The organism is Pseudomonas sp. UBA6323 (assembly GCF_002439135.1).
In the GTDB taxonomy this organism is placed as follows: domain Bacteria; phylum Pseudomonadota; class Gammaproteobacteria; order Pseudomonadales; family Pseudomonadaceae; genus Aquipseudomonas.
The window spans coordinates 1-25,630 of sequence record NZ_DJSX01000031.1 but is presented as its reverse complement, the minus strand read 5'-3'; the positions used below and the strand labels follow the sequence as shown (position 1 = coordinate 25,630).

The window sequence follows — 25,630 nt, the reverse complement described above, 5'->3', positions numbered from 1 at the left end:
TGGCGATGATCACGTAGAGCCACTTCTCGATCACCTCGCGGTCGACGCCGGTGACCTTGATCAGCACGAAGGCCAGCATCGCGCCCATGATCAGTTCCCACACGCCTTCCACCCACAGATGTACCACCCACCACCAGTAGTACTTGTCGCGGGCGAGGTTTTCCGGGTTGAAGAAGGAGAACAGGAACATTACCGCCAGGCCGATCAGGCCGGTCATCATCACCACGCTGACCGTGGTCTTGCGACCTTTGAGCAGGGTCATGCCGATGTTGTAGAGGAAGCCCAGGGCCACCACCACGATGCCGGCCTTGGTGATCGTCGGCTGTTCGAGGAACTCGCGACCCATGGTCGGCAGCAGCTCGTTGCCGGTAATCCTGGCCAGGGTGGCGTAGGGCACGGCGAGGTAGCCGAGGATGGTCAGCACGCCGGCGATGGCGAACACCCAGAACAGGATGATCGCCAGCTTCGGGCTGTGCAGTTCGCGGTCGGCCTCTTCTGGGATCAGGTAGTAGGCCGCGCCCATGAAGCCGAACAGCAGCCAGACGATCAGCAGGTTGGTGTGTACCATTCGCGCCACGTTGAAGGGGATCAACGGGAACAGGAAGTCACCGACCACGTACTGCAGGCCCATGATCAGGCCGAACAGGATCTGCCCGACGAACAGCATCAGGGCGAACACGAAGTAGGGTTTGGCCACGGCTTGCGAGGCGAATTTCAGGTGCGGATTGGCAGTGGTCATTTCTCAGCCCTCCCTGTTTGGCGGCCAGTCGTTGGTATCGATCTTCGAGGTCCACTTGAGGAACTCGGCGAGATCGTCCACTTCCCTGTCGCTGAGGTTGAATTGCGGCATGGCGCGGCGGCCGGGAACGCCCAGCGGCTGGGCCGCCATCCAGGCATGCAGGAAGTTGCTGAACTGTTCTTCGCCACCGCGGCGGACGAACACGTTGCCCAGCTCCGGCGCGAAGTAGGCGCCCTCGCCCAGCAGGGTGTGGCAGCCGATGCAGTTGTTCTGCTCCCAGATCAGCTTGCCGCGCACCACCGCTTCGTTCATCAGGTGTTCGTTGGTGCGTTCGGGGAAGGTTTGTTCGCTGTGGAAGGTCAGGGCCAGGAATATCAGGATGAAGAACACGCTTCCCCCGAAGTAGATATTTCTGGCCATTCCCTTGGTGAAGGTTTCCGACATGGTCATGTCCTCAAAGGCTTGGCGAGGCCATTTTCGGACGGCACCCCGGGAAAACCGCTTGATGGCGATCAAGAAGGCGCAATCGCAGTACTGGGCGGGGAAAGGGGAACTCGGGTTGGCGGCGGATTCCGCGTGGGTACAGCAAAGATCGCGGACAAGTCCGCTCCCACAAAAAAAGCAGGTCGCGCTTCTGACCTGTGGGAGCGGACTTGTCCGCGAACAGGGCCCCGGCTCGCTCAGGGCGTGCCGAAGTACAGCGCGCTCGCCATGCACAGCGACCACGCCAGCAACGACGCGCGCCATAGGCGCGGGCCGTGGCGCAACTCCATGAACCCGTCGACGATCAGCCAGGCCTTGCCCAGCGCTGCCGCCGACAGCGCCAGGGCAGCCCAAGAGGCGACCGGCGCGGTGACCAGCCACAGACTCAGCAAAGACAGCAGTACCAGGCCCAGCCAGCACAGGAAGGCGTTCATCCGGATTACCTCTGCAGATAGAGCAAGGGGAACAGCAGCACCCAGATCAGATCGACCATGTGCCAGTACAGGACGCACGACTCCAGTTCGCCGTGCTTGTCGGCCTGCGCGTACACGCCGCGCCGACAGCGCCAGGCCAGCCAGGCGAACAGCAGCAGGCCGGGTAGCACGTGGAGGAAGTGGAAGCCGCCGAGAATCCAGTACAGGGTGAAGAAGCGGTCGTACTCCAGATCCAGCCCGGCGTCGATCAGGTGCCCGAACTCGCGGCCCTTGAGCACCACGTAGACGCAACCGCTGGCCAGCGCGGCGAGCAGCCAGGCGCTGGCCTGACGATCGTGACCGGCACGTACACAGTGCACGGCCAGTGCGGCGAAGAAACCGGCGGTGAGCAGGCTTAGGGTCAGGGCCAGGCCGATGGAGCCATCGAGCAGGGCCCGGCTGGCGGCGAAGCTCTCGGCCGAGAGCGCCTGGGTGATGGCGAAGGTCAGGATCAGCAGGGCGAACACCGTCAGCTCGGCGAGGATCAAAAACCACATCGCCAGATCGCCCGGCAGCCGGGCGGCCTCGCGTTCAGCCGAAGTGGACATCGACCAAGTCCATCAGCGCGGCGACCGTCTGCGCATCGTCAGACAGCGGCTCGGCCAGGCAGGCGCGGCACGCGGTGCGGGCGTCCATGCCGCTGTGGATAAGGCGCGCGGCGTAGATCAGCAGGCGGGTCGAGGCCACTTCTTCCAGATCATGTTGCTCCAGACGGCGGATGTCCTGGCCGAGGGCGACCAGGCGGCGCGCCAGCGACTCGTTGACCTGAGCCTCACGGGCGACGATCTGGCACTCCTGCTCGACGCCGGGGTAATCGAAGCGCAGCGCCACGAAACGCTGCCGGGTGCTGGGTTTCATGCCCTTGAGCAGATTCTGGTAGCCGGGGTTGTAGGACACCACCAGCATGAAGCCGGGCGGCGCCTGAAGGACCTCGCCGGTGCGCTCCAGGTACAGTTCGCGGCGGTCGTCGGCCAGCGGGTGGATGACTACTACGGTGTCCTGGCGCGCCTCGGCCACCTCGTCCAGGTAGCAGATGCCGCCCTCGCGCACCGCGCGGGTCAGCGGGCCGTCCTGCCACCAGGTGCCTTCGTTGCCGATCAGGTGACGGCCGACCAGGTCCGCGGCGCTCAGGTCGTCGTGGCAGGCTACGGTGTACAGCGGCAGCTGCAGGCGCTGCGCCATGTGCTGGACGAAGCGTGTCTTGCCACATCCGGTCGGGCCTTTGAGCAGTACCGGCATGCGCTGCTGCCAGGCCTGCTCGAACAGCAGCTGTTCGTCGCCCTGTACCTGATAGAAGGGGGTGTCGTGCATGACGGTTCCTGTTTCGCTACGGGTTTGGCTGCACGCTAGCGGGGGCGGATGGGCGCTCTCAAGCGCCACGCGCGACAGACTTGATTGCGGTCAAGCGCCGCGGCAAATGCCTCTGTTTATGATCCTTATCAAACAACGCGCCAGCCGCCAGCTGTATCCGGCAGGCCACATCTACGATGAGGAAGTGATCATGAACAAAGCGCTGATTCCGCTGGCGGCCCTGCTGAGTCTGGCGGCGCTGCCCAATGCCCACGCCGCGTCCGGCGAAGAGCTGTTCAAAAGCAAGCCCTGCGGCGCCTGCCACAGCGTGCAGGCCAAGCTGGTCGGTCCGTCCCTGAAGGACGTGGCGGCGAAGAATGCAGGTGTCGACGGCGCGGCGGAGGTGCTCGCCGGCCATATCAAGAACGGCAGCAGCGGCGTCTGGGGCGCCATGCCGATGCCACCAAATCCGGTTACCGAGGAGGAAGCCAAGACCCTGGCCGAGTGGGTGCTGACACTGAAATGACGGCCTGGCCGACTGCGGCCAGATAAAAATTAGAGGGCAGGCGTTCGAGGATCGCCTGCCCTTCTTCGTTGGTTTCATCGCCGCTGCCCGTAATGCTGTTCATTTAGCTGGCAGGGAGCGCTTTTCATCCCCTTGCCCCTTGCCCCTTGCCCCTCTCCCCCAGCCCCTCNNGGGGAAACCGGCGGTTTCGCGGTGTTTTCGGCCCTCTCCCCCAGCCCCTCTCCCATGAATGGGAGAGGGGAGCCAATCGCGTAGTCCCGAGTGAATGGCGTCGTTTTTGTGGGAGCGGCCTTGGCCGCGAATGACCAGGCAGCGATGCGGGACTGATGCGCGATCCGCTCCTCGCCCTCTCCCATCAATGAGAGAGGGGCACCAATGACCTAGCCTTGAGCGAGCAGCATTACGACACCGGCCGCTCTTGATCGTAATCAAGGAGATCGGCAAGACGCGCGACCTACCATCCGCCGCAATTGAGCAGTGGATGTAGGTAGCCTGATGAAGCCCCAGCTTTCGGCCGTTGGCGCGTTGCGCGCGTGGGGGGCCGGTCTAGTCGTTCTTCTGGCCCTGATCGCGCTCGCGCTGCCCCTGCAGGCCAGGGAGTACGACGCCGAGCAGCAGCGTATCGGGCTGTTCTTTCCCGACGCTGACAGCCTCTCCGAGGCCGCGGGCAAGTATCAGGTGCGTACGCTGCGCAAGGGCGAGGAGATCCTTGGCTACGCCTTCCAGAGCATTCACGTCACCGACATGCCCGCCTACTCCGGCAAGCCTATCAACATGCAGGTGCTGCTCGATCCGCAGGGCGTGATCCTCGACGCCTACCTGCTCGAACACCACGAGCCGATCGTCCTGATCGGCATTCCCGAGCAGAAGATCCACGACTTCAACGCCCATTACTCCGGGGTCAAGGCCGGTCAGCGCGTGGTGGTCGGGCGCTCCAGCGATCCCGACGCGGTGACCGTCGATGCGGTGACCGGCGCCACCGTGACGGTGATGGTGATCAACGAGATCGTCATGCGCGCCGCCCATGCCGTGGCGGTCGATCTGGGCCTGATCGAGGACGGTAGAAATGTGCGGCCGAGACCGTCGCGGGTGCGCGAGGATGTCTTCCACGAGGCGGACTGGAGCGAGTTGACCGGCAATGGCGCGATCCGCCGCATGCACCTGACCCGTGGCCAGGTCGACGACGCCTTCAACGGCACCGAGGCCGAAGGCATCGATGTAGCTGCGCCGGAGCTGCACGACGAGACCTTCATTGATCTCTACGTCGCGCCGCTGAACCCGCCGACCGTCGGCCGCAACCTGCTGGGCGAGCGCCAGTACGCGGAGCTGATCGACAGCCTCAAGCCGGGTGAGCAGGCCTTTGCCGTACTGGGCAATGGCGAGTATTCGTTCAAGGGCTCGGGCTATGTGCGCGGCGGCATCTTCGATCGGGTACAGCTGCGCCAGTTCGGCGATGTCATCAGTTTCCGCGACCTCGACTTCATCCGCCTCTCGGACGTGTACGCGGGCGGCATGCCCGAATTCTTCGAGATGGCGATCTTCATCGCCCGCAAGCAGCACGCCTTCGACCCCGGTTCGCCGTGGAGCCTGGAGCTGCTGGTGCGGCGCCAGATCGGCCCGGTCGAGGGCATCTTCACCAGCTTCGAGTTGCCCTACCAGATTCCCGAGGACTACATCGAGCGGCCGCATCCGACCGCTGCGGAATTGGCGGCGATCGAGGAGGCCAACCGCCCGCTGTGGGTCAACATCTGGTACCAGAAGAGCTTCCAGATCGGCGTGCTGCTGGTGGCCCTCGGGCTGCTCACGGTGATTCTGTTCCTGCAGGACAGCTTCGCCCGCAAACCGCAGTTCCTGCACTGGTTGCGCCGTGGCTACCTGCTGTTCACCGTGTTGTTCATCGGCTGGTACGCATTGGGCCAGCTGTCGGTGGTCAACGTGCTGACCTTCGTCCACGCGGTGTTTCAGGATTTCCGCTGGGAGCTGTTCCTCACCGACCCGATCATCTTCGTGCTCTGGGTGTTCACCGCCGCCAGCATCCTGCTTTGGGGCCGTGGCGTGTTCTGCGGCTGGCTGTGCCCGTTCGGCGCGCTGCAGGAGCTGCTCAACGAGCTGGCGCGCAAGATCAGGATTCCCCAGTACGAACTGCCCTTCGCCGTGCATGAGCGGCTCTGGGCGATCAAGTACATCGTCCTGCTGGTGCTGTTCGGCCTTTCCTTGGAGTCGATGATGGTGGCCGAGAAGGTCGCCGAGGTGGAGCCGTTCAAGACCGCCATCACCCTGAAGTTCGACCGCCAGTGGTGGTTCGTGCTGTACGCGGTGGTCCTGCTGCTGGTCAACCTGTTCACCCGCAAGGTCTATTGCCGCTACATCTGCCCGCTGGGCGCTGCCCTGGCGATCCCCAGCAAGTTCCGCCTGTTCGACTGGCTCAAGCGCCGCAAGGAATGCGGCAACCCCTGCCAGCTGTGCGCCAAGGAATGCGAGATCCAGGCCATCCACCCGGACGGTCGCATCAACGGCAACGAGTGCCACTACTGCCTCGACTGCCAGATGACCTACCACAACGACAACAAATGCCCGCCGCTGATCAACAAGCGCAAGAAGCGCGGCAAGAAGGCTGCCGACCCACAACTGATTCCCGCCGTCGAGGTGAGCGATGCCTGACCACGAGCCGAACCGGGCTCGCGGCAGGCGTGTTATTTCCCAACAGGAGCGACCCATGAGCGACAAGCAAAGCGATAAGGATGAAAAAACCGGTCTGAGCCGGCGCGGCTTTCTCGGCGCCAGCGCACTTACCAGTGCCGCCGTGGCGGCCAGTGGCCTGGTCGGCGGGGTGATGACCCGCGACAGCTGGGCCGCGGCCGCCAAGGAGGCGCAGCAGAAGATCCATGTCGCCCCGGGCGAGCTGGACGAGTACTACGGCTTCTGGAGCGGTGGCCACCAGGGCGAGGTGCGTGTGCTCGGCGTGCCGTCGATGCGCGAGCTGATGCGCATCCCGGTGTTCAACGTCGACTCGGCGACCGGCTGGGGCCTGACCAACGAGAGCCGGCACATCCTCGGCGACAGCGCCAAGTTCCTCAATGGTGACTGCCACCACCCGCATATCTCGATGACCGACGGCAAGTACGACGGCAAGTACCTGTTCATCAACGACAAGGCCAACAGCCGCGTCGCACGCATCCGCCTGGACATCATGAAGTGCGACAAGATCACCACCATCCCCAATGTCCAGGCCATCCACGGCCTGCGCCTGCAGAAGGTGCCGCACACCAAGTACGTGTTCTGCAACGCCGAGTTCATCATCCCGCACCCCAATGACGGCAAGGTCTTCGACCTCGAGGACGAGAACAGCTTCACCATGTACAACGCCGTGGATGCCGAAACCATGGAGGTGGCCTTCCAGGTCATCGTCGACGGCAACCTCGACAATACCGACATGGACTACACCGGGCGCTTCACCGCCGCCACCTGCTACAACTCGGAGAAGGCCTTCGACCTCGGCGGCATGATGCGCAACGAGCGCGACTGGGTGGTGGTGTTCGACATCCCGGCCGTGGAGAAGGAGATCAAGGCCGGTCGCTTCATCACCCTCGGCGACTCCAAGGTGCCGGTGGTTGACGGGCGCAAGAAGGACGGCAAGGACAGTGTGGTGACCCGCTACATCCCGGTGCCGAAGAACCCGCACGGCCTGAACACCTCCACCGACGGCAAGTACTTCATTGCCAACGGCAAGCTGTCGCCGACCTGCACCATGATCGACATCGACCTGCTCCCCGACCTCTTCGCCGGCAAGCTCAAGGACCCGCGTGACGTGGTGGTCGGCGAGCCCGAGCTGGGCCTTGGCCCGCTGCACACCACCTTCGACGGCCGCGGCAACGCCTACACCACGCTGTTCATCGACAGCCAGGTGGTCAAGTGGAACATGGAAGAGGCCCGTCGCGCCTACAAGGGCGAGAAGGTCAACTACATCAAGCAGAAGCTCGACGTGCACTACCAGCCCGGCCACCTGCACGCCTCGCTGTGCGAAACCAGCGAAGCCGATGGCAAGTGGCTGGTGGCGCTGTCGAAGTTCTCCAAGGACCGCTTCCTGCCCACCGGCCCGCTGCACCCGGAGAACGACCAGTTGATCGACATCTCCGGCGACATGATGAAGCTGGTGCACGACGGCCCGACCTTCGCCGAACCGCACGACTGCATCATGGCGCGCCGCGACCAGATCAAGACGCGCAAGATCTGGGACCGCAACGATCCCTTCTTCGCCCCGACCGTGGCCATGGCCAAGAAGGACGGCATCAACCTGGAGGAGGACAACAAGGTCATCCGCGAAGGCAACAAGGTGCGCGTGTACATGACCTCCATGGCGCCGGCCTATGGTCTGACCGAATTCAAGGTCAAGCAGGGCAATGAAGTCACCGTGGTGATCACCAACATGGACCAGATCGAGGACGTGTCCCACGGCTTCGTCATGGTCAACCACGGCGTGAGCATGGAGATCAGCCCCAACCAGACCTCGTCAATCACCTTCATCGCCGACAAGCCCGGCCTGCATTGGTACTACTGCAGCTGGTTCTGCCACGCGCTGCACATGGAGATGGTCGGCCGCATGATGGTCGAGCCGGCCTGAGGCCGGGGCCGGGGAAGGCTGCCTTCCCCGGCCTCGCTTTCAGCCGCCACACCTCATCGTGGGAGCGGACTTGTCCGCGAATGCTTGTGGATAAACGTTCGAGTCCGCTCCCACAAAACGCGATGCCCCGTACGAACAGGTGGACGAAGGTAAGTGCAGTGAACCGATATACCAAGCTCCCCGCGATCTGCACCGCGCTGTTGCTCGCTGCAGGCTCCGCCATGGCGCAGGTGCAGCCCATCTCGACCCTGCCGCTGCAGGCGCAGGGCGAGAACCGCTGGCTGCTACCGGCAGGCGAGTACCCTGGGCAGTTCGTCATCGACCAGCCCATGCAGTTGCGCTGCGCGCCGGGCGCCGTGCTGCGGGCCGACGGGCAGGGCAGCGCGTTGATCATCGAAGCCAGCGTCGTCAGCGTCGAAGGCTGCACCCTCCTCGACTGGGGGCACGATCTCACCGCTATGGATGCCGGCGTGCACATCGCCCATACCGCCCACGATGTGGTGGTGCGCGACAACCGCCTGAGCGGGCCGGGCTTCGGCCTTTGGGTCGACCGCAGCCAGAACGTCAGCCTGATCGGCAATCGCATCGAGGGCGACCCGAGCATCCGCTCGCAGGACCGCGGCAACGGCATCCATCTGTTCGCCGTGCGCGGTGCGCGAGTGATCGACAACCACGTACGCAACGCCCGCGACGGCATCTACATCGACACCTCCCACGGCAACCACCTGGAGGGCAACGTTCTCGAGGACCTGCGCTACGGCGTGCACTACATGTTCGCCAACGACAACCGTGTGATCGGTAACGTCACCCGGCGCACCCGTACCGGCTTCGCGCTGATGCAGAGCCGCAAGCTGACCGTGGTCGGCAACCGCTCCGAGCAGGACCGCAACTACGGCATCCTGATGAACTACATCACCTACTCGACGATCCGCGACAACGTCGTCACCGACGTGCAGCCCGGCGACACCGGTGGTGACAGCATGATCAGCGGCGATGAGGGCAAGGCGCTGTTCATCTACAACTCGCTGTTCAACAGCATCGAGAACAACCACTTCGCCCGCAGCACCCTGGGCATTCACCTCACCGCCGGCTCCGAGGACAACCGCATCGCCGGCAACGCCTTCGTCGACAACCAGCAGCAGGTGAAATACGTCGCCACCCGCACTCAGGAGTGGTCGGTGGAGGGCCGCGGCAACTACTGGAGCGACTACCTGGGCTGGGACCGCAACGACGACGGCCTGGGTGACGTCGCCTACGAGCCGAACGACAACGTCGACCGCCTGCTGTGGATGTACCCGCAGGTGCGCCTGCTGATGAACAGCCCGAGCATCGAGGTGTTGCGCTGGGTACAGCGCGCATTCCCGGTAGTCAGGTCGCCGGGCGTGCAGGACAGCCATCCGCTGATGCGCCCGCCCACCGCAACACAGTCGAACACCGGCCTGGAGGCTGCGCCATGAATGCCGTCGATATCCACAGCGTCAGCCAGCGTTACGGGCGCATGACCGTACTGCACGACCTCGACCTCAGCCTTGGCGAAGGCGAGGTCCTGGGGCTGTTCGGCCATAACGGGGCCGGCAAGACCACCAGCATGAAGCTGATCCTCGGTCTGCTGTCGCCCAGTGCCGGCCAGGTGCGCGTGCTCGGCCGCGCGCCCGATGATCCACAGGTGCGCCGCCAGCTCGGCTACCTGCCGGAGAACGTCATGTTCTATCCGCAGCTCAGCGGTCGTGAAACCCTGCGTCACTTCGCACGCCTCAAGGGCGCGGCGCTGAGCCAGGTCGACGAACTGCTGGAGCAGGTCGGGCTGATGCCTGCCGCCGAGCGGCGGGTGAAAACCTATTCCAAGGGCATGCGCCAGCGTCTCGGCCTGGCCCAGGCGATACTCGGCGAGCCGCGCCTGCTGCTGCTCGACGAGCCTACGGTGGGCCTCGACCCGATCGCCACTCAGGACCTCTACCAACTGATCGACCGCCTGCGCCAACGCGGCACCGGCATCATCCTCTGCTCACACGTGCTGCCGGGTGTGGAGGCGCACATCAATCGTGCGGCGATTCTCGCCGGCGGCCGCCTGCAGGCGGTCGGCAGCCTCGGCGAGCTACGCGGTGCCGCCGGCCTGCCGGTACGCATCCGTGCCACGGGTATTCGCGCCGGCGAACAGTTGCTGCAGCGCTGGGACGCAGCCGGCCACAGCGCGCGCAGCCTGGGTGAACACAGCGTCGAGGTGCAGGCGCTCAATGGCTACAAGCTGCCGCTGCTGCGCCAACTGCTCGATGAAGGTGCTGCGCAGGACATCGAGATTCACCAGCCTTCGCTGGAGGATCTGTATCGCCATTACATGGAGCGCGCCGGCGCTGCGGGCGCACAGGAGGGCGGAGCATGAGCCAGGTATGGAACATCGCGCGCAAGGAGCTCAGCGACGGCCTGCGCAACCGCTGGTTGCTGGCCATCAGTCTGCTGTTCGCCGCTCTGGCAGTGGGCATCGCCTGGCTCGGTGCGGCAGCCTCCGGACAACTGGGCTTTACCTCGATCCCGGCGACCATCGCCAGCCTGGCGAGCCTGGCCACCTTCCTCATGCCGCTGATCGCCCTGCTGCTGGCCTACGACGCCATCGTCGGCGAGGACGAGGCCGGCACGCTGATGCTGCTGCTGACCCATCCTCTGGGACGTGGGCAGATACTGCTGGGCAAGTTCGTCGGCCACGGCCTGATCCTCGCCCTGGCGGTCATGATCGGCTTCGGCGGCGCGGCACTGGCCATCGGCCTGCTGGTGGAGGATGTCGAGTTGGCCACACTGGCCTGGGCGTTCGGCCGCTTCATGCTGTCCTCGACGCTGCTCGGCTGGGTGTTCCTGGCGATGGCCTACGTGCTCAGCGCCAGGGTCAGCGAGAAATCCAGTGCGGCCGGCCTGGCGCTGGGGGTGTGGTTTCTCTTCGTGCTGGTGTTCGACCTGGCGTTGCTGGCCCTGCTGGTGTTCAGCGAAGGCCGATTCAATCCCGAACTGCTGCCCTGGATGCTGTTGCTCAATCCCACTGACATCTACCGCCTGATCAACCTGGCCGGCTTCGACGGCAGCGGCATGGGCGTGCTGGCGCTGGGCAGCGACCTGCCGCTGCCCGGCAGTGCGCTGTGGCTGTGCCTGCTGGCCTGGGCCGGGGCCTTGCTGCTACTGGCCTACGGCGTGTTTCGTCGGCGCCCGACCTGATGCACCCGCGCGAGTGTGAGTTTCTGTGGGAGCGGCTTCGGCCGCGATGCTTTTCTGTCCCCCTTATTCGCGGACAAGTCCGCTCCCATATGCATGGCGCCCGTGGGAGCGGACTTGTCCGCGAAATCCCAGCGCCTGCTCGCCCATTTTTCCACTGACTTGAGGAACCTCGATCCATGAACCATCTGTACCGCACCAGCGCAATAGCGCTGCTCGCCACCGCCCTCGCCTTCGGCCTGGCCGGCTGCGGCGACAAGGAACAGACCACGCAGACACTGGAGTCGGTGGCCTTTCATCCGAGTGACGAATGCCATGTCTGCGGCATGATCATCGCCGACTTACCCGGGCCCAAAGGTGAGGCGGTGGCCAGTAACGGCGTGAAGAAATTCTGCTCCACCGCCGAACTGCTCGGCTGGTGGCTGCAGCCGGAGAACCGCCTCAGCGGCGCCCGGCTGTACGTCCACGACATGGGCCGCAGCGTGTGGGAGCACCCGGACGACGAACACCTGATCGATGCCACCAGCGCCTTCTACGTGATCGGCATTTCGCTGAAGAACGCCATGGGCGCGCCGTTGGCCAGCTTCGCCAGCGAGAAGCAGGCGCAGCAGCTGGCGGCCATGCACGGCGGGCGCGTGCTGCGCTTTGACGAGATCGACCAGGCGCTGCTGCAGGAGGCCGCAGGCCAGCAGCATGGTGGCGCCATGCACGGGCATGCACATGGCCATGCCGTTCATTGAGCTGCGATTGACCAGAGGAGATAAGCGCCATGATGGGTTTGAGTGTGTGGAAACTGTTGGTCATCGCACTGCTGGTAATGATGCTGTTCGGCACCCGCCGCCTGCGCAGCATTGGCTCGGATCTGGGCGGTGCGATCAGCGGCTTTCGCCGCTCGATGCGCGATGATCGAGATCCGGTGACGAGCGACGAAGCGCCGCGTGAGCTGAAGTAGTCGCGGACCCCGTTCGCGGACAAGTCCGCTCCCACAATGGGCTAGGCGCTGCTGAACCTGTGAGAGCGGACTTGTCCGCGAAGCTCTTTGCCAGCATGAACAGTCCGTTGTGCTATACCAAAGCCTTCGCTTTTTTAAGGAGGCAAAGGAATGCCCGCCCAATCCCACCGCCTGCGCCTTGGCCGCCACTGCCAGCCAGGCCATCCCTATCTGCTGACCACTGCCACTCAACGGCGCCAACCACTGTTTGGCGATTTCGATCTGGCGCGCCTGCTGGTGGCCGAGCTGCGTGCCGCCAGCGAAGAGGGCTGGGTGACGTCGTTGGCCTGGGTGGTGATGCCGGATCACCTGCACTGGCTGGTCGAGCTGCACGGCAAGCCGCTGGACAAGCTGATGCGGCGGATCAAGAGTAATAGCGCGCGGCATATCAACCGCAGGATTGGGTGCTCGGGAGTGCTGTGGCAGCAGGGATTCCATGATCGCGCTATTCGCCGGGAGGAGGACCTTCTGCCCGTTGCGCGTTACATCATCGCCAATCCTTTGCGGGCGGGGCTTGTCGAGTGCATAGGTGACTATCCGCTGTGGGATGCTTGCTGGTTGTGAGGCTTGAGGCTTTGGCCTGGAAGAGCTTCGCGGACAAGTCCGCTCCTACAGTTTGGAAGCCGGTGTGCCGCTGGTTTGAAGGAAGAGACGCCGTCGCTTTTGTGGGAGCGGACTTGTCCGCGAATGGAGCTGCAACGGTGGATCAGGATGATCAGCGAGTAGTTTGGCGAAATACCCAGGCGTGCTGCGAGAGCAGCAGAAAAGCTTCGCGGACAGGTCCGCTCCCACAGGTTGGGAGCGGGTGTGCCGCTGGTTTGAAGGAAGAGATGCCGTCGCTTTTTTGTGGGAGCGGACTTGTCCGTGAATCAGGGGAACAGCGAATCACTCCCGCACCAATCGAAATCCCAGGTTGCTCGGCGGCACACCTACCGAGCAGGCACCGCTGATCGGGTCACGGACGAAGTCGGAAAGCCCGCTGGGATGTTGCCCGGCCGCGATGCGGATACCGCAGAAGTCGCCCTTGCCGAAGCAGCTGTCGGTCCATTCCCAGACATTGCCGGCCACATCGAGCAGGCCGTTGGCGTTGCTGCCCTGGCTGCCGAACGCTCGCGGGCGAGGGTCCAGCGGCTTGCGCCGGGATTCGCGGTCGTACTCCGCCAGCCAGCGTTGCGCCGGGTTGCGGGCGTCGTCGAAGGCCTGTGCCTGAATGTCCTGGAACGCCTCGCCAGCGGCCAGGACCCACTCTGCATAAGTCGGCAGACGGTGAACCACGCCCGTGCGCTGCGTCAGCCACTGGGCGTAGGCGCTGGCGTCCATCCAGCTGACTCCCACGACGGCCAGGTCGGCAGCGCTCGCCTCGCGCAAGTCGCCATCCAGGGGCAGGCAGGCGCCGGCCGCGACGCATGCCGCGTACTCCGCCTGGCTGACCTGGCGGCGCATGATGGCGAAGCCGTCGCTGTGCTGTTCGAAGGTCGCACCGCTGGCATCGGCGGCCTGGTACCGTGCGGTGCCGGCGGCGATCCGTACCCAGTCGTTTTCGTCGATGCGGCTCGTCTGCATGCAGCCGCCGAGCAGCATCGCACCCACCAGCAGTGCTCTCATCGCCATGCCCTTACTTCGCAGTGATCGGGCCGGGGGCCTTGATCTGCTTCATCAGGTCATCGTTCCACTCGCCTTCCACCTTGACGTGGCCGGCAGCGCCCAGCTCCATCGCCTCGATCAGGTTGTGGTTGACGTAGGCGTACACGCCCGGCTGCTTGAAGGTGTACAGCGCCGCCCCGGCCGAGCCGCCGCGGATGAACCAGGTTTCCAGGTTCTTCTCCGGCGGGTTGTCGAATTTGCCGGTTTCCCAGACCCAGTCGCCGTGGCCACCGATCAGGTGTGGGCGGGTGTCGCGGTTGGCCTGCGAATGGATGAACAGCACGGTCTCGCCAACCTTGGCGGTTAGGGCGCCGTCGCCGGTCAATGCACCGACCTTGCCGTTGAACACCACGTGAGTCGGGATCAGGGTACGCATCGCTTCGCGCGAGTCCTGGAAGCTGGAGCCGAGGTCGGCATAGTCCTTGTACTTGCCGTCCTTGTCCTTGGGTATGTACAGGTCGAATTCGCCGATGGTGTAGGCGCGGTCGTAGTGCAGCGGCTTGCCTTCCGGGTCCTTGAGGCCGTCGCGCGGCAACACCATCAGGGTGCCGCTCATGCCGGCGAGCACGTGCCAGGCGACCATGCCTTCCGGCGCGCAGTGGTAGACGAAGGTGCCGCTGCGGTCGGCCTTGAAGCGCAGCACCACTTCTTCGCCCGGGGCCACCTGGGTCAGCTTGGCGCCGCCCAGCGCGCCAGTGGCGGCATGGAAGTCGATGTTGTGCGGCATGGAGTTGCTGGCCGGGTTGACCAGGGTGAGCTCGACGTAATCGCCCTCGTGCACCACCATGGTCGGGCCGGGCATGGAGCCGTCGAAGGTCATGGCCTGCAGGGTGGTGCCCTGGCCGTCGATGACCATCTTCTTCTCCTCGATGGTCATGCGGAACTGCACCACCTTCGGCTTGGCGCTGGTGGCCTGCTCATGCGCATGCACTTGTGGCGGCGCGACCAGGTCGACCTTGACCCGCTCCAGGCCAGCGGTGGTGTCGGCCAGCAGCGAGGTGCTGGTGAAGCTCAGGGCGATGGCGCTGGCGATCAGTAGCGGTTTGAAGCCTTTCATGCTGTGTCCCCTTTTATGGTTGGCTGGAACCATTTCAGGGCAAGCGATCTTCGCCTTCTTTGTCCTGGAACAAAGAAGTGGTGGGCAGCGACAACTTACCGCAGCGGCTGACGCAGGCGACGCGCTACGATCAGCACATCCGCCGCATTGCACCGAATTGATGCCTTATGCCTCCCGAACTCGAGCTGATCGCACGCCTGCCTCTGTTCTCGCCCTTGAGCGATGACGAGCTCGAGCACGTCGTGGCGCACGCTCAGCGGTGCGATGTCCTCAAGGGGGATTTCGTGTTCCGGCAGGGTGAGCCCGCCCGGCATTTCTTCTTTCTGCTCGGCGGCCACCTGCAGATTTCTCAGCTGACCCCGGCCGGCGAGCGTGTGGTGGTGCGCTACGTCTGTGCCGGCGAGTTGTTCGGCCTTGCCCGCGCCATGGCGCTGAGCCATTTTCCGGCATCCGCCGTCGCGGTGGAGAACAGCAGCGTGCTGCGCTGGCCATCGGCGCAGTGGGAGTCGCTCAGCCGGGTTTGCCCGCATTTGGGCGAGCATGTGGTGCGCGCGCTCGGGCAGCGCCTGCAGGACGCCCACCAGCGTATCCGCGAGTTGTCCACCGAGCGCGTCGAACAGCGCTTGGCGCACGCCCTGCTGCGCCTGGCCCAGCATTCCGGGCGCCACACCGGCAACGGCGTCAGCATCGATTTTCCCCTGTCGCGTCAGAACCTCGCGGAAATGACCGGCACCACCCTGCACACCGTCAGCCGTCTGCTCAGTGCCTGGAAGGAGCGCGGACTGCTGGAACTGGGGCGCCAGCACGTGGTGCTCCTCGATTTGGACGGCATCGCCCGCTATGCCGAACCACCGGAGACCGAGCATGTTCAGTAACACCATTGCGACCCGAATGATCGCCTCGTCGGGCAGCCAGGAATCGTCCCGGGTGCAGCATCGCGTTCATCACCAGATCTTGCGCAGCCATCACCTGTTCGAGCCAATGGCCGACGAACAGCTGGACGAACTGCTGGCCGACAGCCAACTGCTCAACCTCGACAAGGGCGACATCCTGTTCATGCAGGGCGAGCCGGCGCACGCGTTCTTTTTCGTGATCTCCGGGGCGGTTAAAATCTACCGCCTGACCCCGGATGGTCAGGAAAAGGTGTTCGAGGTGATCGGCGAGCGCAATACCTTCGCCGAGGCGATGATGCTGATGGACACCCCCGACTACGTGGCCTCGGCTCAGGCGCTTGGCCCGACGCAGCTGTACCGCTTCTCCAATGCCACCTACATGCGCCTGCTGCAGGGCAACTCGCGGCTGACCTTCGCCCTGCTCGGCAAGCTGTGCATCCGCCTGCACCAGCGCATCAATGAGATCGAAACGCTGTCGCTGAAGAACGCCACGCACCGCGTGGTGCGTTACCTGCTCACCCAACTGGCGCGCAGCGATGGCGACGAAGTGGAGCTGCCGATGGCCCGGCAACTGATCGCCGGGCACCTGTCGATTCAGCCCGAGACCTTCTCGCGCATCATTCGCCGCCTGGTCGACGAGCAGATCATCACCCAGCAGGCGCGGGTCATCCGCATCCTGGACCGGCAGCGCCTGGAACAGTTCGAGTAGCGCCATGAGCACCCGCACCTGCCTCTACTGCCAACGCCCGCAACCCGCTTCAGCGCTCGAATGCGGCGATTGTGGCATGCCCTTGCCCACTCACCTGCCCCGGCTGCGCCGGCAGCGACGCTTCCTGTGGTTCTGCATGGGCCTCACGGTGTTCTGTGTGTTGATGATGCTGTGGTTGCCGCGTAGCGTCTGAACGGGCGGCGAAGGTCACTCCATCTCGAACAATCCGTCACGCACCTGCGCGCTGCCCAGGCGCTGGCGAATATCGTCGTCGATGCGTGCGTCGTCCGGCGCGTAGAGCATCAGTTGACGATAGGCGTTGACCCGGTTGATCTCGTTGCCGAGGTACTGCCAGACCACGCGGGTGCAGGCCGGGGTGCGGCGGTCGCCGCTGGAAACGCCGGTCTTGATGCCGTTGAGGCGGATGATGCGGCTCTTGAAGCTGGGAATGAGGATGGTCTGACTCATCTCGTTGCCGGTGAGCGACTCGTAGTCCACCAGAAACAGGCGGTCCTGCAGGAAGAACGCGGTGCCCAGGTAGCGACAGCGCACCCAGTCCTCGCTGCCACCCCGGGTGGACTCCTGACGTTCCTGGCGCTCCTGGCGCTCGAACAGGTAGTTGCCGCGCTCCTCGCGCAGGTGCACCAGTGACAGCAGCACGTGCCCCGGCACCGACATGCAGTTGGAATATTCGAAGTAGTAGCCGCAATAGCGCTCCATCGGGCTGGCCTGGCGACGCAGCGGGGCGAACAGTTCCAGCAGCGGATTGCTGCCGCCTTGCTGCTGCGCAGCGCCGCTGCGGGCGCCGATCAGGCGGGAGAATTGCTCAGCCGGCATGGCCAGTTCGAAGGGTTCGACACCGAAGAAATCGCAGATACGCTTGAGGTTGTGCGAGGTCGGCCGGCTCAGCCCGGCCAGGTAGCGATTGAACTGCGCACGATTGATCGCCAGCTTGCGACACACCTCGGCAATCGAGCGGTAGTGGCTGCAGAGCAGTTTCAGGTTGGTGCCGAGGGAATCGGACATATAGCTGCTCCAGCTGATGCGAATGACGCGATTCTAGCATCAACTCGCGTCATTTCGCCGCTACCTGCGAAATTGCCCGATGAGGCCTCTATCGCGAACCATTCCGCAATCCGCCCGGCGGGGCGTATTCCCACTCAGAACAACAAGAGAGAAAGCCTCCATGCTCGATCTTCTCAATGACCTCATCTGGAGCAAGCTGCTGATCGTGATGCTGATCGGTCTCGGCCTGTACTTCACCATCGCCTCACGCTTCGTCCAGCTCCGCTACTTCGGCAGCATGTTCCGCATCTTCAGCGAGGCCTTGCAGCGCCAGCCGGGCCAGCTCAGCTCGTTCCAGGCCCTGATGCTCTCGGTGGCCGGCCGCGTCGGCGCCGGCAACATCGCCGGTGTTTCGGTGGCGATCATGCTCGGTGGCCCGGGCGCCATCTTCTGGATGTGGATCGTGGCCCTGGTCGGCATGGCCACCAGCTACTTCGAGTGCTCCCTGGCCCAGCTGTACAAGCGTCGCGAAGCCGATGGCGGCTACCGCGGTGGCCCGGCGTTCTACATCCAGCACGGCCTCGGTCAGCGCTGGCTGGGCATCGTCGTGTCGATCCTGCTGCTGGTGACCTTCGGCTTCGGCTTCAACGCCGTGCAGTCCTTCACCGTCGCCAGCTCGCTGCATGACACCTTCGGCGTTCCGACCCTGGCCAGCGGCATCGCCCTGACCGTGGTGATTGGCTTGATCATCTTCGGCGGCATCAAGCGCATCGCGCAGTTCGCCGACGTGCTGGTGCCGGTCATGGCGTTCTCCTACATCGCCATGGCAGTGCTGGTGATTGGCATGAACATCGGCGAGGTGCCGGCCACCTTCGCCCTGATCTTCAACAGCGCCTTCGGCCTCGAGCCGGCCTTCGCCGGTGGTATCGGCGCAGCCATCATCATGGGCGTCAAGCGCGGCCTGTTCTCCAACGAGGCCGGCCTGGGCAGCGCGCCGAACGTGGCCGCCGTCGCCGAGGTCAAGCACCCGGCTGCGCAGGGCATCGTGCAGTCGCTCAGCGTATTCATCGACACCCTGATCCTGTGCAGCTGCACCGCGCTGATCATCCTGCTCTCGGGCGTCTACCAGCCGGGTATGGAACAGGCTGGTGTGGTCCTGACCCAGAGCGCCGTCGCGGCCGTGGTCGGCGAGTGGGGCCGGGTATTCATCAGCCTGGCGCTGCTGCTGTTCGTCTTCACCACGCTGATCTACAACTACTACCTCGGCGAAAACGCCCTGGGCTTCTTCAGCCAGAAGCGCGGCCCGGTGATGGTTTACCGTGTGCTGGTGATCGGCCTGGTGCTGTGGGGTTCGGTGCAGGACCTGGGGACCGTGTTCGCTTTCGCCGACGTGACCATGGGTCTGCTGGCGATCTGTAACCTGATCGCCCTGGCGCTGCTGTTCAAGGTAGGCCTGAGGGTGATGCGCGACTACGATAGCCAGGTCAAGGCGGGTGTGAAGTCGCCGGTGTTCGATGCCAAGCAGTTCGCCGATCTGGACCTCGACCCTGCCGTGTGGGACAACCAGTCGAGCAATGCCGCCGACCCGGCGCAGGTCGGTGATCGCGCCTACCAGCGCTGATCTGACTCAGACGGAAAAAAGGGGGCAAGGCCCCCTTTTTCTTGGCCTGCCGAACTCTGGCAGCCATTCTTCGGGCAGTCGTGAGCGATGTTGTGAACGTTGCTTTTGCCCGTGATTTGCGAGGAGAGCCCATGGCGACCCCAGAAAAACTCCTGGTGCTGTACACAGGCGGCACCATCGGTATGCAGATGAGCGCAGACGGCCTGGCGCCGGCCTCGGGTTTCGAGGCGCGCATGCGTACCCAGCAAGCCAGCGAGAACACCAGCGAACTGCCGCAGTGGAGCTTTCGCGAGCTGCTGCCGCTGATCGACAGCGCCAACATGAACCCCGGTCACTGGCTGGCGCTACGTGAAGAGATCGTCACGGCCGTGGAGACGCATGGCCATGACGCCGTGCTGGTGCTGCATGGCACCGATACGCTGGCCTACAGCGCTGCGGCGCTGAGCTTTTTGCTGCTCGGCCTCGACGTGCCGGTGGTACTGACCGGTGCCATGCAGCCGGCCGGTGTGGCCGGCGGCGATGCCTGGCCCAACCTGTTCGGCGCCATGCGTGCGCTGCACCGCGGCGTGACGCCGGGCGTGCACCTGTACTTCAACGGTCAGCTGCTGCACGGCGCGCGCTGTTCGAAGCTGCGCAGCGATGCCTTCGATGCCTTCCAGGTGCTGCCGCGTCAGCGTCAGGCCGAGCATGTCGCGATCAGCGCCCTTATCGACTACCGTCAGGCGCGCGAGCGGGTGAATGTAGCCGTACTGCCGCTGCATCCGGCCGTGCAGGCGGGTCACCTCAGCGCCCTGCTCGACAGTGGCGTGAAGGGCGTGCTGCTGGAGTGCTACGGTAGCGGTACCGGCCCGGCCGGTGATGCCGAGCTGATGGCGGTGCTGCGCGATGCCCATGCGCGCGGCGCGGTGCTGGCGGCGATAAGCCAGTGCGCGCAGGGGCATGTGCAGTTCGGCGTGTACGCCGCCGGCAGTCGTCTTGCCGAGGCCGGGTTAGTGTCCTGCGGCGGTATGACCCGTGAGGCCGCGCTGGGCAAGCTGTTCGCCCTACTCGGCGCCGGATTGACGCAAGCCGAGGTGGAGCACTGGCTGGCACGCGATCTCTGTGGTGAGATGAGCGACTGATCCACCTGCCCAAACAGAGGAAGGACGATGAGTATCGAAATTCGCCCTGTAGTCGCTGCCGATCACTCCGCCTGGTTGCCCTTATGGCAGGGCTACCAGCGCTTCTACATGACCGATATCCCGGCCGAGACCGGCGCCGTCACCTGGCAGCGCTTTCTCGACCCCGCCGAGCCCATGGGCGCCGCGCTGGCCTGGCGCGGTGATCAGGCCGTCGGTCTGGTGCACTGGGTCGTCCATCGCACGACCTGGACCACCGGGGATTATTGCTACCTGCAGGACCTGTTCGTCGCCAAGGGTGAGCGTAGCGGCGGTATCGGCCGCAAGCTGATCCAGCATGTCTACGAGCAGGCCCGCGCCAATGGCTGCTCGCGGGTGCACTGGCTGACGCACGAGAGCAACAGCCAGGCCAAGCTGCTGTACGAGCGCATCGGCGAGCGCTCGGGTTTCGTGCAGTACCGCAAGCTGCTGTAGCGCGATGTACCCGCTCCCGTAGCCCGCATTCATCCATAGCGGCGTTCCTTCCCGGATTTCATCCGGGCTACGCCGGCCTCAGGGGCGCCGCGCGATGAAATCGATCTCCACCAATGCGTGGCGGGCCAGGCCCGTGGTGCCGATACAGGTGCGCGCCGGGCGCTTGCCTTCGGGGAAGTAGCTGGCGTACACCGCGTTGAAGCGGGCGTAGTCGCCATAGAAATCGGTGAGGAAGGCACGCGCCGACACCACGTTCTCTAGGCCCAGGCCGAGCCCTTCGAGGACCACCAGCAGGTTGTCGAAGGTCTTGTGCGTCTGCGCCTCGATGCCTTCCGGCAGTGGCGCCGCTTCGTTGCCCGGATCGATCGGCAACTGGCCGGTGATGAACACCCAGCCATCGGCTTCGCAAGCATGGGAGAACGGCGCGACCGGCGCGGGCGCGGCGGCGAACATGTGGTATTCGGGCATCGACATGGGCACTCCTGATCTTCACGTCAGTGGCCGCACGAAGGTGCGGCCTGCTGCGACCATAGCCCATCGAGTCAGAAAACCGACCAACCGATGCGCTGGCTGAGCAGCTCCAGCGCCTTGATCCCGGCCAGCGAATTGCCGGCGGCGTTGAGCTCGGGCGACCACACGCAGACGCTGAAGCGCCCCGGCACGACGGCGACGATGCCACCGCCGACGCCGCTCTTGCCGGGCAGGCCGACGCGGTAGGCGAAGTTGCCGGCCTCGTCGTACAGCCCGCTGGTGGCCATGATGGCGTTGATCTGCTTGCTCTGCCGCGGCGAGAGAATCTGCTCGCCGCTGTGCTTGCAGAAGCCCTGGTTGGCCAGGAAGCCAAAGGCGCGCGCCAGATCGACGCAGCTCATGCGCAGCGCGCAGCAACTGAAGTAGCTGCGCAGCACAGCCTCGACGTCATTGTGAAAGTTGCCGAACGACTGCATCAGATACGCCGCCGCGGCATTGCGCGCGCGGTGCTGGTATTCGGACTCGGCGACATGGTTGTCCACCGTCACCTCGGGGTTGCCCGACAGACGCCGGACGAAGTCGCGCATCGACAGCGCCGGCGCGGCGTAGCGCGACTGGTTGATGTCGCAGATCACCAATGCGCCGGCGTTGATGAACGGATTGCGCGGCTTGCCACGCTCGAACTCGAGCTGCACCAGCGAGTTGAACGGCTGGCCGGACGGCTCGTGGCCCAGGCGCTGCCAGATGCCTTCGCCGCTGTGGCCGATGGCCTGCACCAGGCTGAACACCTTGGAAATACTCTGGATGGAAAAGGGCAACTGCGCATCGCCGGCGACATGCAACTGGCCATCGTTGCCATACACGGCGATGCCCAACTGATCGGGCGCCACGCCGGCCAGCGCCGGGATGTAATTGGCCACCTTGCCCTGGCCGATTAGCGGGCGGACTTCATCGAGAATTTCGTTCAACAGCGCTTGCATGTTCGGGCTCGCGAGTAGGCCGGGGAGCGTCCCGGCAGGTCAGTGCTAGACGCCAGCGGACGTCATCGAATCACAGGCAATGGCTTGCCCTGGATCGCTAGCGCCCCTAGGCTCGGTCCTCCCCTGTCGCTGGCGTAGTTCGATGTCCACCGTTCTCAATGTGCTGCTGCCGATCTTCGGTCTGATTCTGGTCGGGTTCATCTGCCGGCGCACCAATCGCCTGGGGCCGACCGCCGCTTCGGAGATGAACCGCTTCGTGGTCTGGCTCGGCCTGCCGGCCTTGCTCTTCAGCCTGACCGCCAAGGCCGACTGGGCGCAGATCTGGCAGCCCGGCTTCCTGCTCGCCTTCACCGGCGGCATGCTCGCGGTATTTCTCGCCACCCTGGCGTATCGCTGGAAAACCACCGGCAGCCTGGTCGACGCCAGCATCGACGGGCTCAGCGCCGGCTACGCCAATACCGGCTACATCGGCATTCCGCTGTGCGTGCTGGTGCTCGGTGATGACGGTATGGCGCCGGCACTGATCGCCTCGCTGATGGTGGTCTGCGTATTGTTCGGCCTGGCGGTGGTGTGCATCGAGGTGGGCCTGCAGAGCGACAAGGGCCTGGGCGGCGCCATCGTGCAGGTGGTCTCGGCGCTGCTGAAGAATCCGCTGGTGGTGGCACCGTTGCTCGGTGCGGCCTGGGCGCTGGGCGGTGTGCAACTGCCGGCAGCGCTGGACGAGTTCCTGCGCCTGCTCGGTGCCGCCACCGTGCCCTGTGCGCTGGTCTCGCTGGGGTTGTTCCTGGCGCAGCGGCAGAGCGGGCCGAGTGAAGGTGCCTGGCCGCTGGTGACGTTAAAGCTGGTGTTGCAGCCGCTGGTGACCTGGTTCATCGCCTTCGTGCTGCTCGACCTGCCGCCGTTCTGGGCGCACGCCGCGCTGCTGCTCAGCGCGCTGCCTACCGGCACCGGGCCGTTCATGCTCGCCGAGTATTACCAGCGCCAGGCAGCGCTGGTGTCGCGGGCGATCCTGTTCTCCACCCTCGGCTCGCTGCTGACCCTGTCGCTGATCCTGCTGGCGATCAGCCCTTGAGCTGCAACTCCACACCCAGCTGCTGCGACAGGCAGGGCCAGCGCCGCCAGGCCAATGTGGTGCTCGGCGCCGCCAGGCGCTCGCGGTAGGCCTGCACTGAGGGCTGGTCGAAGCTGGCGCCATCGAGCATGCCGGCCAGAGCGTGATGCACGGCTTCATCGAGCTGGTTGGCGAAGGGCTCGCCGATCAACTGATGCGCGATCAGATTGGCACGCGTGGTGTCCAGCGGGATCAGTGGCTGGCTGAAGTGGGCGATGTAGCGGTCGTTGACCTCCTCCACCAGGCGATGGGCCAGATAGGCCTCGTCGAGCAGGCCTTCCAGCCCTTCGTGGCCGTCCATCAAGGCCGGTGGTTGCAGGAAGAAATGCTCGGCGATCTTCAGCACGGGCTTCACCGCGGACTCGATTCCGGCTTCGCGCGCCACCTCGGCGGCGGCATCCAGCACGTCCGGTACCTCCTCGATATAGGCGATGACGAAGGCAGCCAGCGCGCCCTGCGCGTCGCCCTCGGGCAGGCGAATGGACGGATGCAGGCGATCCAGCTGAGCCTGGAGAAAATGGGCGAGCGCTTGGCTGCCGCTTTCCTGCTGACGAGCATGGGCGATCAATTGACGAAGGGCGGCGGTGTTCATGACTGCTCCTACATATCAGGACATGGACGTGAACCTTAGCCGGCTCCTGCGGTCGGCTAAGACACGATTGTCATAACTTTTTCATACTTATGCGAGTCCGCTATATCCACCTGTATCAGAACGGCTACAGCCCGCAGCAGCCGCGGCGTTTAGGACAAGGGCTGTGTGGCTTCGGCCATTTTCGCTGGTACGTTGCGAGGTGAAAGTCGCCGTCTATACTCGATTTCGAAAGGCAGTACCTGATGGAACCGGACGGGCTCACGCACGGAGAGGTTTCGGCAGCAGTCGCCAGCAGTCGGGTGTGCTTCGTGGACAGTGAGTCCGCAACGCATGCCCTATTGGCAGTCGATCCCTTAGCCGCAGGCTCAGCCGGCGGGATAACAAGAACAATCAAGGGGAACCCGCAATGATGCGACATCCACGAGTCTGGATGGGCCTCCTGCTGTGGCTGGCATTAGGCTCGGCGCACGCCCAGTGGACGGTCAACATGACGCCCGGTGTAACCGACGTCAGCCGCTCCGTGTTCGACCTGCACATGACCATCTTCTGGATCTGTGTAGTGATCGGCATACTGGTATTCGGCGCCATGTTCTGGTCGATGATCATGCACCGCCGCTCCACCGGCCAGGAGCCTGCGCACTTCCACGAAAGTACCACCGTCGAGATTCTCTGGACCGTCGTGCCACTGGCCATTCTGGTGGTGATGGCGATCCCGGCGACCAAGACGCTGATCGAGATCTACGACACTTCCGAGTCCGAACTGGACATCCAGATCACCGGCTACCAGTGGAAGTGGCACTACAAGTACCTGGGCCACGACGTCGAGTTCTTCAGCAACCTGACCACGCCGCGCTCGCAGATCAACAACCGCGAAGCCAAGGGCGAACACTACCTGCTGGAAGTCGATGAACCACTCGTGGTGCCGGTGGGCACCAAGGTGCGCTTCCTCATCACTGCTGCCGACGTGATCCACTCCTGGTGGGTGCCGGCGCTGGCGGTGAAGAAGGACGCCATCCCCGGTTTCATCAACGAATCCTGGACGCGCATCGAAGAGCCGGGCATCTACCGCGGCCAATGCACCGAGCTGTGCGGCAAGGACCACGGTTTCATGCCGGTGGTGGTCGAGGCCAAGTCCAAGGAGGACTTCGACGCCTGGCTGGCCGAACGCAAGCAGGCTGCGGCTGCCGAGCGCGAGCTGACCAGCAAGGAATGGACCATGGAAGAGCTGATGGCGCGCGGCGAGAAGGCCTACAACACGGCGTGCGTCGCCTGCCACCAGGCCAACGGCGAAGGCCTGCCGCCGATGTTCCCGGCGCTCAAGGGTTCGGCCATCGCCACCGGGCCGGCCGAGGGCCACATCGACATCGTCTACAACGGCAAGCCGGGCACCTCCATGGCCGCCTTCGGCAAGCAGCTGTCGCCGGTCGACCTGGCCGCCATCATCACCTACGAGCGCAATGCCTGGGGCAACAACCTCGGTGAGATGGTCACGCCCAAGGACATTCTCGATTTCTCCAAGGCGCAGGAGTAAGGACATGAGTGCAGTGATCGATCACGGTCATACTGACCACCACCATGGCCCGGCCAAGGGCCTGATGCGCTGGGTGCTGACCACCAACCACAAGGACATCGGC

General features: G+C 64.5%; 29 protein-coding genes. 18 read left to right on the top strand and 11 right to left on the bottom strand.

Annotated features, from left to right (window positions below):
• The 5 genes from B3P22_RS06330 to B3P22_RS06310 form a co-directional block, all read right to left on the bottom strand.
• A partial coding sequence (locus tag B3P22_RS06330; protein ID WP_296270378.1) for a cbb3-type cytochrome c oxidase subunit I occupies nucleotides 1-739 on the bottom strand: 739 nt, incomplete at its 3' end.
• A 3-nt stretch (nucleotides 740-742) separates the two neighbouring features.
• Nucleotides 743-1,183: a c-type cytochrome gene (locus B3P22_RS06325; RefSeq protein WP_296270377.1), complete on the bottom strand. Its 441-nt coding sequence runs from the start codon at nucleotides 1,181-1,183 to the stop codon at nucleotides 743-745.
• Between the two features lie 236 nt (nucleotides 1,184-1,419).
• A complete protein-coding gene (locus tag B3P22_RS06320) occupies nucleotides 1,420-1,656 on the bottom strand; it encodes a cytochrome C oxidase subunit IV family protein (RefSeq protein ID WP_296270376.1) in 237 nt (78 codons plus the stop codon).
• Nucleotides 1,657-1,661: 5 nt separating this feature from the next.
• Complete coding sequence (locus tag B3P22_RS06315; RefSeq protein WP_296270375.1) at nucleotides 1,662-2,243, bottom strand: cytochrome c oxidase subunit 3; 582 nt, start codon at nucleotides 2,241-2,243, stop codon at nucleotides 1,662-1,664.
• A complete protein-coding gene (locus B3P22_RS06310; RefSeq protein ID WP_296270374.1) occupies nucleotides 2,227-3,006 on the bottom strand; it encodes a CbbQ/NirQ/NorQ/GpvN family protein in 780 nt (259 codons plus the stop codon). The genes B3P22_RS06315 and B3P22_RS06310 overlap by 17 nt, the downstream gene beginning before the upstream one ends.
• Before the next feature lie 190 nt (nucleotides 3,007-3,196).
• Between B3P22_RS06310 and B3P22_RS06305 the strand changes: the two genes are divergently transcribed.
• The 9 genes from B3P22_RS06305 (at nucleotide 3,197) to B3P22_RS06265 (ending at nucleotide 12,885) form a co-directional block, all read left to right on the top strand.
• The gene (locus tag B3P22_RS06305) at nucleotides 3,197-3,511 is read left to right on the top strand and encodes a c-type cytochrome (RefSeq protein ID WP_296270381.1); all 315 of its coding nucleotides are present in this window, start codon (nucleotides 3,197-3,199) and stop codon (nucleotides 3,509-3,511) included.
• A 495-nt stretch (nucleotides 3,512-4,006) separates the two neighbouring features.
• Nucleotides 4,007-6,172, top strand: a complete 2,166-nt coding sequence (gene nosR, locus B3P22_RS06300; RefSeq protein WP_296270373.1) for a transcriptional regulator NosR — start codon at nucleotides 4,007-4,009, stop codon at nucleotides 6,170-6,172.
• 55 nt (nucleotides 6,173-6,227) lie between these two features.
• Nucleotides 6,228-8,132 (top strand): TAT-dependent nitrous-oxide reductase, encoded by a 1,905-nt coding sequence (gene nosZ, locus B3P22_RS06295; RefSeq protein ID WP_296270372.1) that lies wholly within the window; start codon nucleotides 6,228-6,230, stop codon nucleotides 8,130-8,132.
• Between the two features lie 221 nt (nucleotides 8,133-8,353).
• Nucleotides 8,354-9,589, top strand: a complete 1,236-nt coding sequence (locus tag B3P22_RS06290; RefSeq protein ID WP_419096420.1) for a nitrous oxide reductase family maturation protein NosD — start codon at nucleotides 8,354-8,356, stop codon at nucleotides 9,587-9,589.
• Nucleotides 9,586-10,512 carry an ABC transporter ATP-binding protein gene (locus B3P22_RS06285; protein ID WP_296270370.1) on the top strand — a complete coding sequence of 309 codons (927 nt, stop codon included), beginning with the start codon at nucleotides 9,586-9,588 and terminating at the stop codon, nucleotides 10,510-10,512. The genes B3P22_RS06290 and B3P22_RS06285 overlap by 4 nt, the downstream gene beginning before the upstream one ends.
• Complete coding sequence (locus tag B3P22_RS06280; protein ID WP_296270369.1) at nucleotides 10,509-11,333, top strand: ABC transporter permease; 825 nt, start codon at nucleotides 10,509-10,511, stop codon at nucleotides 11,331-11,333. Before B3P22_RS06285 ends, B3P22_RS06280 begins: the two co-directional genes overlap by 4 nt.
• 176 nt (nucleotides 11,334-11,509) lie before the next feature.
• Entirely contained in the window at nucleotides 11,510-12,070 is a 561-nt protein-coding gene (locus B3P22_RS06275) for a nitrous oxide reductase accessory protein NosL (protein ID WP_296270368.1), read from the top strand.
• A gap of 29 nt (nucleotides 12,071-12,099) precedes the next feature.
• Entirely contained in the window at nucleotides 12,100-12,282 is a 183-nt protein-coding gene (tatA, locus tag B3P22_RS06270; protein WP_296270367.1) for a twin-arginine translocase TatA/TatE family subunit, read from the top strand.
• A gap of 150 nt (nucleotides 12,283-12,432) precedes the next feature.
• Nucleotides 12,433-12,885 carry an REP-associated tyrosine transposase gene (locus B3P22_RS06265; protein ID WP_296270366.1) on the top strand — a complete coding sequence of 151 codons (453 nt, stop codon included), beginning with the start codon at nucleotides 12,433-12,435 and terminating at the stop codon, nucleotides 12,883-12,885.
• 321 nt (nucleotides 12,886-13,206) lie between these two features.
• Here B3P22_RS06265 and B3P22_RS06260 read toward each other — a convergent pair whose 3' ends face one another.
• Nucleotides 13,207-13,926, bottom strand: a complete 720-nt coding sequence (locus B3P22_RS06260) for an SUMF1/EgtB/PvdO family nonheme iron enzyme (RefSeq protein WP_296270365.1) — start codon at nucleotides 13,924-13,926, stop codon at nucleotides 13,207-13,209.
• A 10-nt stretch (nucleotides 13,927-13,936) separates the two neighbouring features.
• Entirely contained in the window at nucleotides 13,937-15,022 is a 1,086-nt protein-coding gene (nirK, locus tag B3P22_RS06255) for a copper-containing nitrite reductase (RefSeq protein WP_296270364.1), read from the bottom strand.
• Nucleotides 15,023-15,189: 167 nt separating this feature from the next.
• On the opposite strand from nirK, the gene B3P22_RS06250 reads away from it, so the two are divergent.
• The 3 genes from B3P22_RS06250 to B3P22_RS06240 are packed head-to-tail and all read left to right on the top strand — an operon-like array spanning nucleotide 15,190 to nucleotide 16,817.
• Nucleotides 15,190-15,897: a Crp/Fnr family transcriptional regulator gene (locus B3P22_RS06250; RefSeq protein WP_296270363.1), complete on the top strand. Its 708-nt coding sequence runs from the start codon at nucleotides 15,190-15,192 to the stop codon at nucleotides 15,895-15,897.
• A gap of 16 nt (nucleotides 15,898-15,913) precedes the next feature.
• Nucleotides 15,914-16,624, top strand: a complete 711-nt coding sequence (locus tag B3P22_RS06245) for a Crp/Fnr family transcriptional regulator (protein ID WP_296270380.1) — start codon at nucleotides 15,914-15,916, stop codon at nucleotides 16,622-16,624.
• Nucleotides 16,625-16,628: 4 nt separating this feature from the next.
• The gene (locus tag B3P22_RS06240) at nucleotides 16,629-16,817 is read left to right on the top strand and encodes a protein DnrP (RefSeq protein ID WP_296270362.1); all 189 of its coding nucleotides are present in this window, start codon (nucleotides 16,629-16,631) and stop codon (nucleotides 16,815-16,817) included.
• A 14-nt stretch (nucleotides 16,818-16,831) separates the two neighbouring features.
• On the opposite strand, the gene B3P22_RS06235 is transcribed toward B3P22_RS06240, so the two are convergent.
• Entirely contained in the window at nucleotides 16,832-17,650 is an 819-nt protein-coding gene (locus B3P22_RS06235) for a helix-turn-helix domain-containing protein (RefSeq protein WP_296270361.1), read from the bottom strand.
• A 160-nt stretch (nucleotides 17,651-17,810) separates the two neighbouring features.
• Here B3P22_RS06235 and B3P22_RS06230 point away from each other — a divergent pair, with 160 nt between their 5' ends.
• From B3P22_RS06230 to B3P22_RS06220, 3 genes are all read left to right on the top strand, one after another.
• Nucleotides 17,811-19,250: an alanine/glycine:cation symporter family protein gene (locus B3P22_RS06230; protein ID WP_197857670.1), complete on the top strand. Its 1,440-nt coding sequence runs from the start codon at nucleotides 17,811-17,813 to the stop codon at nucleotides 19,248-19,250.
• A 131-nt stretch (nucleotides 19,251-19,381) separates the two neighbouring features.
• On the top strand, nucleotides 19,382-20,371 hold the full coding sequence (locus B3P22_RS06225; RefSeq protein WP_296270360.1) for an asparaginase: 990 nt from the start codon (nucleotides 19,382-19,384) through the stop codon (nucleotides 20,369-20,371).
• Nucleotides 20,372-20,398: 27 nt separating this feature from the next.
• Nucleotides 20,399-20,842 (top strand): GNAT family N-acetyltransferase, encoded by a 444-nt coding sequence (locus B3P22_RS06220; protein ID WP_296270359.1) that lies wholly within the window; start codon nucleotides 20,399-20,401, stop codon nucleotides 20,840-20,842.
• A gap of 78 nt (nucleotides 20,843-20,920) precedes the next feature.
• Here B3P22_RS06220 and B3P22_RS06215 read toward each other — a convergent pair whose 3' ends face one another.
• Together B3P22_RS06215 and glsB are read right to left on the bottom strand one after the other, a co-directional pair.
• On the bottom strand, nucleotides 20,921-21,316 hold the full coding sequence (locus B3P22_RS06215; protein WP_013713310.1) for a RidA family protein: 396 nt from the start codon (nucleotides 21,314-21,316) through the stop codon (nucleotides 20,921-20,923).
• A gap of 68 nt (nucleotides 21,317-21,384) precedes the next feature.
• Nucleotides 21,385-22,293, bottom strand: a complete 909-nt coding sequence (glsB, locus tag B3P22_RS06210) for a glutaminase B (RefSeq protein ID WP_296270358.1) — start codon at nucleotides 22,291-22,293, stop codon at nucleotides 21,385-21,387.
• A 142-nt stretch (nucleotides 22,294-22,435) separates the two neighbouring features.
• Here glsB and B3P22_RS06205 point away from each other — a divergent pair, with 142 nt between their 5' ends.
• Complete coding sequence (locus tag B3P22_RS06205; protein WP_296270357.1) at nucleotides 22,436-23,365, top strand: AEC family transporter; 930 nt, start codon at nucleotides 22,436-22,438, stop codon at nucleotides 23,363-23,365.
• Here the strand turns inward: B3P22_RS06205 and B3P22_RS06200 are convergent.
• Nucleotides 23,355-23,996: a hypothetical protein gene (locus B3P22_RS06200; protein WP_296270356.1), complete on the bottom strand. Its 642-nt coding sequence runs from the start codon at nucleotides 23,994-23,996 to the stop codon at nucleotides 23,355-23,357. The two genes, B3P22_RS06205 and B3P22_RS06200, sit on opposite strands and share 11 nt — an antisense overlap.
• A gap of 406 nt (nucleotides 23,997-24,402) precedes the next feature.
• Between B3P22_RS06200 and coxB the strand changes: the two genes are divergently transcribed.
• Nucleotides 24,403-25,527 carry a cytochrome c oxidase subunit II gene (gene coxB, locus B3P22_RS06195; RefSeq protein ID WP_197857676.1) on the top strand — a complete coding sequence of 375 codons (1,125 nt, stop codon included), beginning with the start codon at nucleotides 24,403-24,405 and terminating at the stop codon, nucleotides 25,525-25,527.
• Nucleotides 25,528-25,531: 4 nt separating this feature from the next.
• Nucleotides 25,532-25,630: hypothetical protein (locus B3P22_RS06190; protein ID WP_296270379.1), on the top strand; the 99-nt coding region annotated here is incomplete at its 3' end.

Bases quoted from the DNA above. Each gene is read 5' to 3' on its own strand.
- B3P22_RS06325 (WP_296270377.1), bottom strand. From the start codon at position 1,183: ATGTCGGAAACCTTCACCAAGGGAATGGCCAGAAATATCTACTTCGGG.
- B3P22_RS06320 (WP_296270376.1), bottom strand. From the start codon at position 1,656: ATGAACGCCTTCCTGTGCTGGCTGGGCCTGGTACTGCTGTCTTTGCTG.
- B3P22_RS06315 (WP_296270375.1), bottom strand. From the start codon at position 2,243: ATGTCCACTTCGGCTGAACGCGAGGCCGCCCGGCTGCCGGGCGATCTG.
- B3P22_RS06310 (WP_296270374.1), bottom strand. From the start codon at position 3,006: ATGCACGACACCCCCTTCTATCAGGTACAGGGCGACGAACAGCTGCTG.
- B3P22_RS06305 (WP_296270381.1), top strand. From the start codon at position 3,197: ATGAACAAAGCGCTGATTCCGCTGGCGGCCCTGCTGAGTCTGGCGGCG.
- nosR (WP_296270373.1), top strand. From the start codon at position 4,007: ATGAAGCCCCAGCTTTCGGCCGTTGGCGCGTTGCGCGCGTGGGGGGCC.
- nosZ (WP_296270372.1), top strand. From the start codon at position 6,228: ATGAGCGACAAGCAAAGCGATAAGGATGAAAAAACCGGTCTGAGCCGG.
- B3P22_RS06290 (WP_419096420.1), top strand. From the start codon at position 8,354: ATGGCGCAGGTGCAGCCCATCTCGACCCTGCCGCTGCAGGCGCAGGGC.
- B3P22_RS06285 (WP_296270370.1), top strand. From the start codon at position 9,586: ATGAATGCCGTCGATATCCACAGCGTCAGCCAGCGTTACGGGCGCATG.
- B3P22_RS06280 (WP_296270369.1), top strand. From the start codon at position 10,509: ATGAGCCAGGTATGGAACATCGCGCGCAAGGAGCTCAGCGACGGCCTG.
- B3P22_RS06275 (WP_296270368.1), top strand. From the start codon at position 11,510: ATGAACCATCTGTACCGCACCAGCGCAATAGCGCTGCTCGCCACCGCC.
- tatA (WP_296270367.1), top strand. From the start codon at position 12,100: ATGATGGGTTTGAGTGTGTGGAAACTGTTGGTCATCGCACTGCTGGTA.
- B3P22_RS06265 (WP_296270366.1), top strand. From the start codon at position 12,433: ATGCCCGCCCAATCCCACCGCCTGCGCCTTGGCCGCCACTGCCAGCCA.
- B3P22_RS06260 (WP_296270365.1), bottom strand. From the start codon at position 13,926: ATGAGAGCACTGCTGGTGGGTGCGATGCTGCTCGGCGGCTGCATGCAG.
- nirK (WP_296270364.1), bottom strand. From the start codon at position 15,022: ATGAAAGGCTTCAAACCGCTACTGATCGCCAGCGCCATCGCCCTGAGC.
- B3P22_RS06250 (WP_296270363.1), top strand. From the start codon at position 15,190: ATGCCTCCCGAACTCGAGCTGATCGCACGCCTGCCTCTGTTCTCGCCC.
- B3P22_RS06245 (WP_296270380.1), top strand. From the start codon at position 15,914: ATGATCGCCTCGTCGGGCAGCCAGGAATCGTCCCGGGTGCAGCATCGC.
- B3P22_RS06240 (WP_296270362.1), top strand. From the start codon at position 16,629: ATGAGCACCCGCACCTGCCTCTACTGCCAACGCCCGCAACCCGCTTCA.
- B3P22_RS06235 (WP_296270361.1), bottom strand. From the start codon at position 17,650: ATGTCCGATTCCCTCGGCACCAACCTGAAACTGCTCTGCAGCCACTAC.
- B3P22_RS06230 (WP_197857670.1), top strand. From the start codon at position 17,811: ATGCTCGATCTTCTCAATGACCTCATCTGGAGCAAGCTGCTGATCGTG.
- B3P22_RS06225 (WP_296270360.1), top strand. From the start codon at position 19,382: ATGGCGACCCCAGAAAAACTCCTGGTGCTGTACACAGGCGGCACCATC.
- B3P22_RS06220 (WP_296270359.1), top strand. From the start codon at position 20,399: ATGAGTATCGAAATTCGCCCTGTAGTCGCTGCCGATCACTCCGCCTGG.
- B3P22_RS06215 (WP_013713310.1), bottom strand. From the start codon at position 21,316: ATGTCGATGCCCGAATACCACATGTTCGCCGCCGCGCCCGCGCCGGTC.
- glsB (WP_296270358.1), bottom strand. From the start codon at position 22,293: ATGCAAGCGCTGTTGAACGAAATTCTCGATGAAGTCCGCCCGCTAATC.
- B3P22_RS06205 (WP_296270357.1), top strand. From the start codon at position 22,436: ATGTCCACCGTTCTCAATGTGCTGCTGCCGATCTTCGGTCTGATTCTG.
- B3P22_RS06200 (WP_296270356.1), bottom strand. From the start codon at position 23,996: ATGAACACCGCCGCCCTTCGTCAATTGATCGCCCATGCTCGTCAGCAG.
- coxB (WP_197857676.1), top strand. From the start codon at position 24,403: ATGATGCGACATCCACGAGTCTGGATGGGCCTCCTGCTGTGGCTGGCA.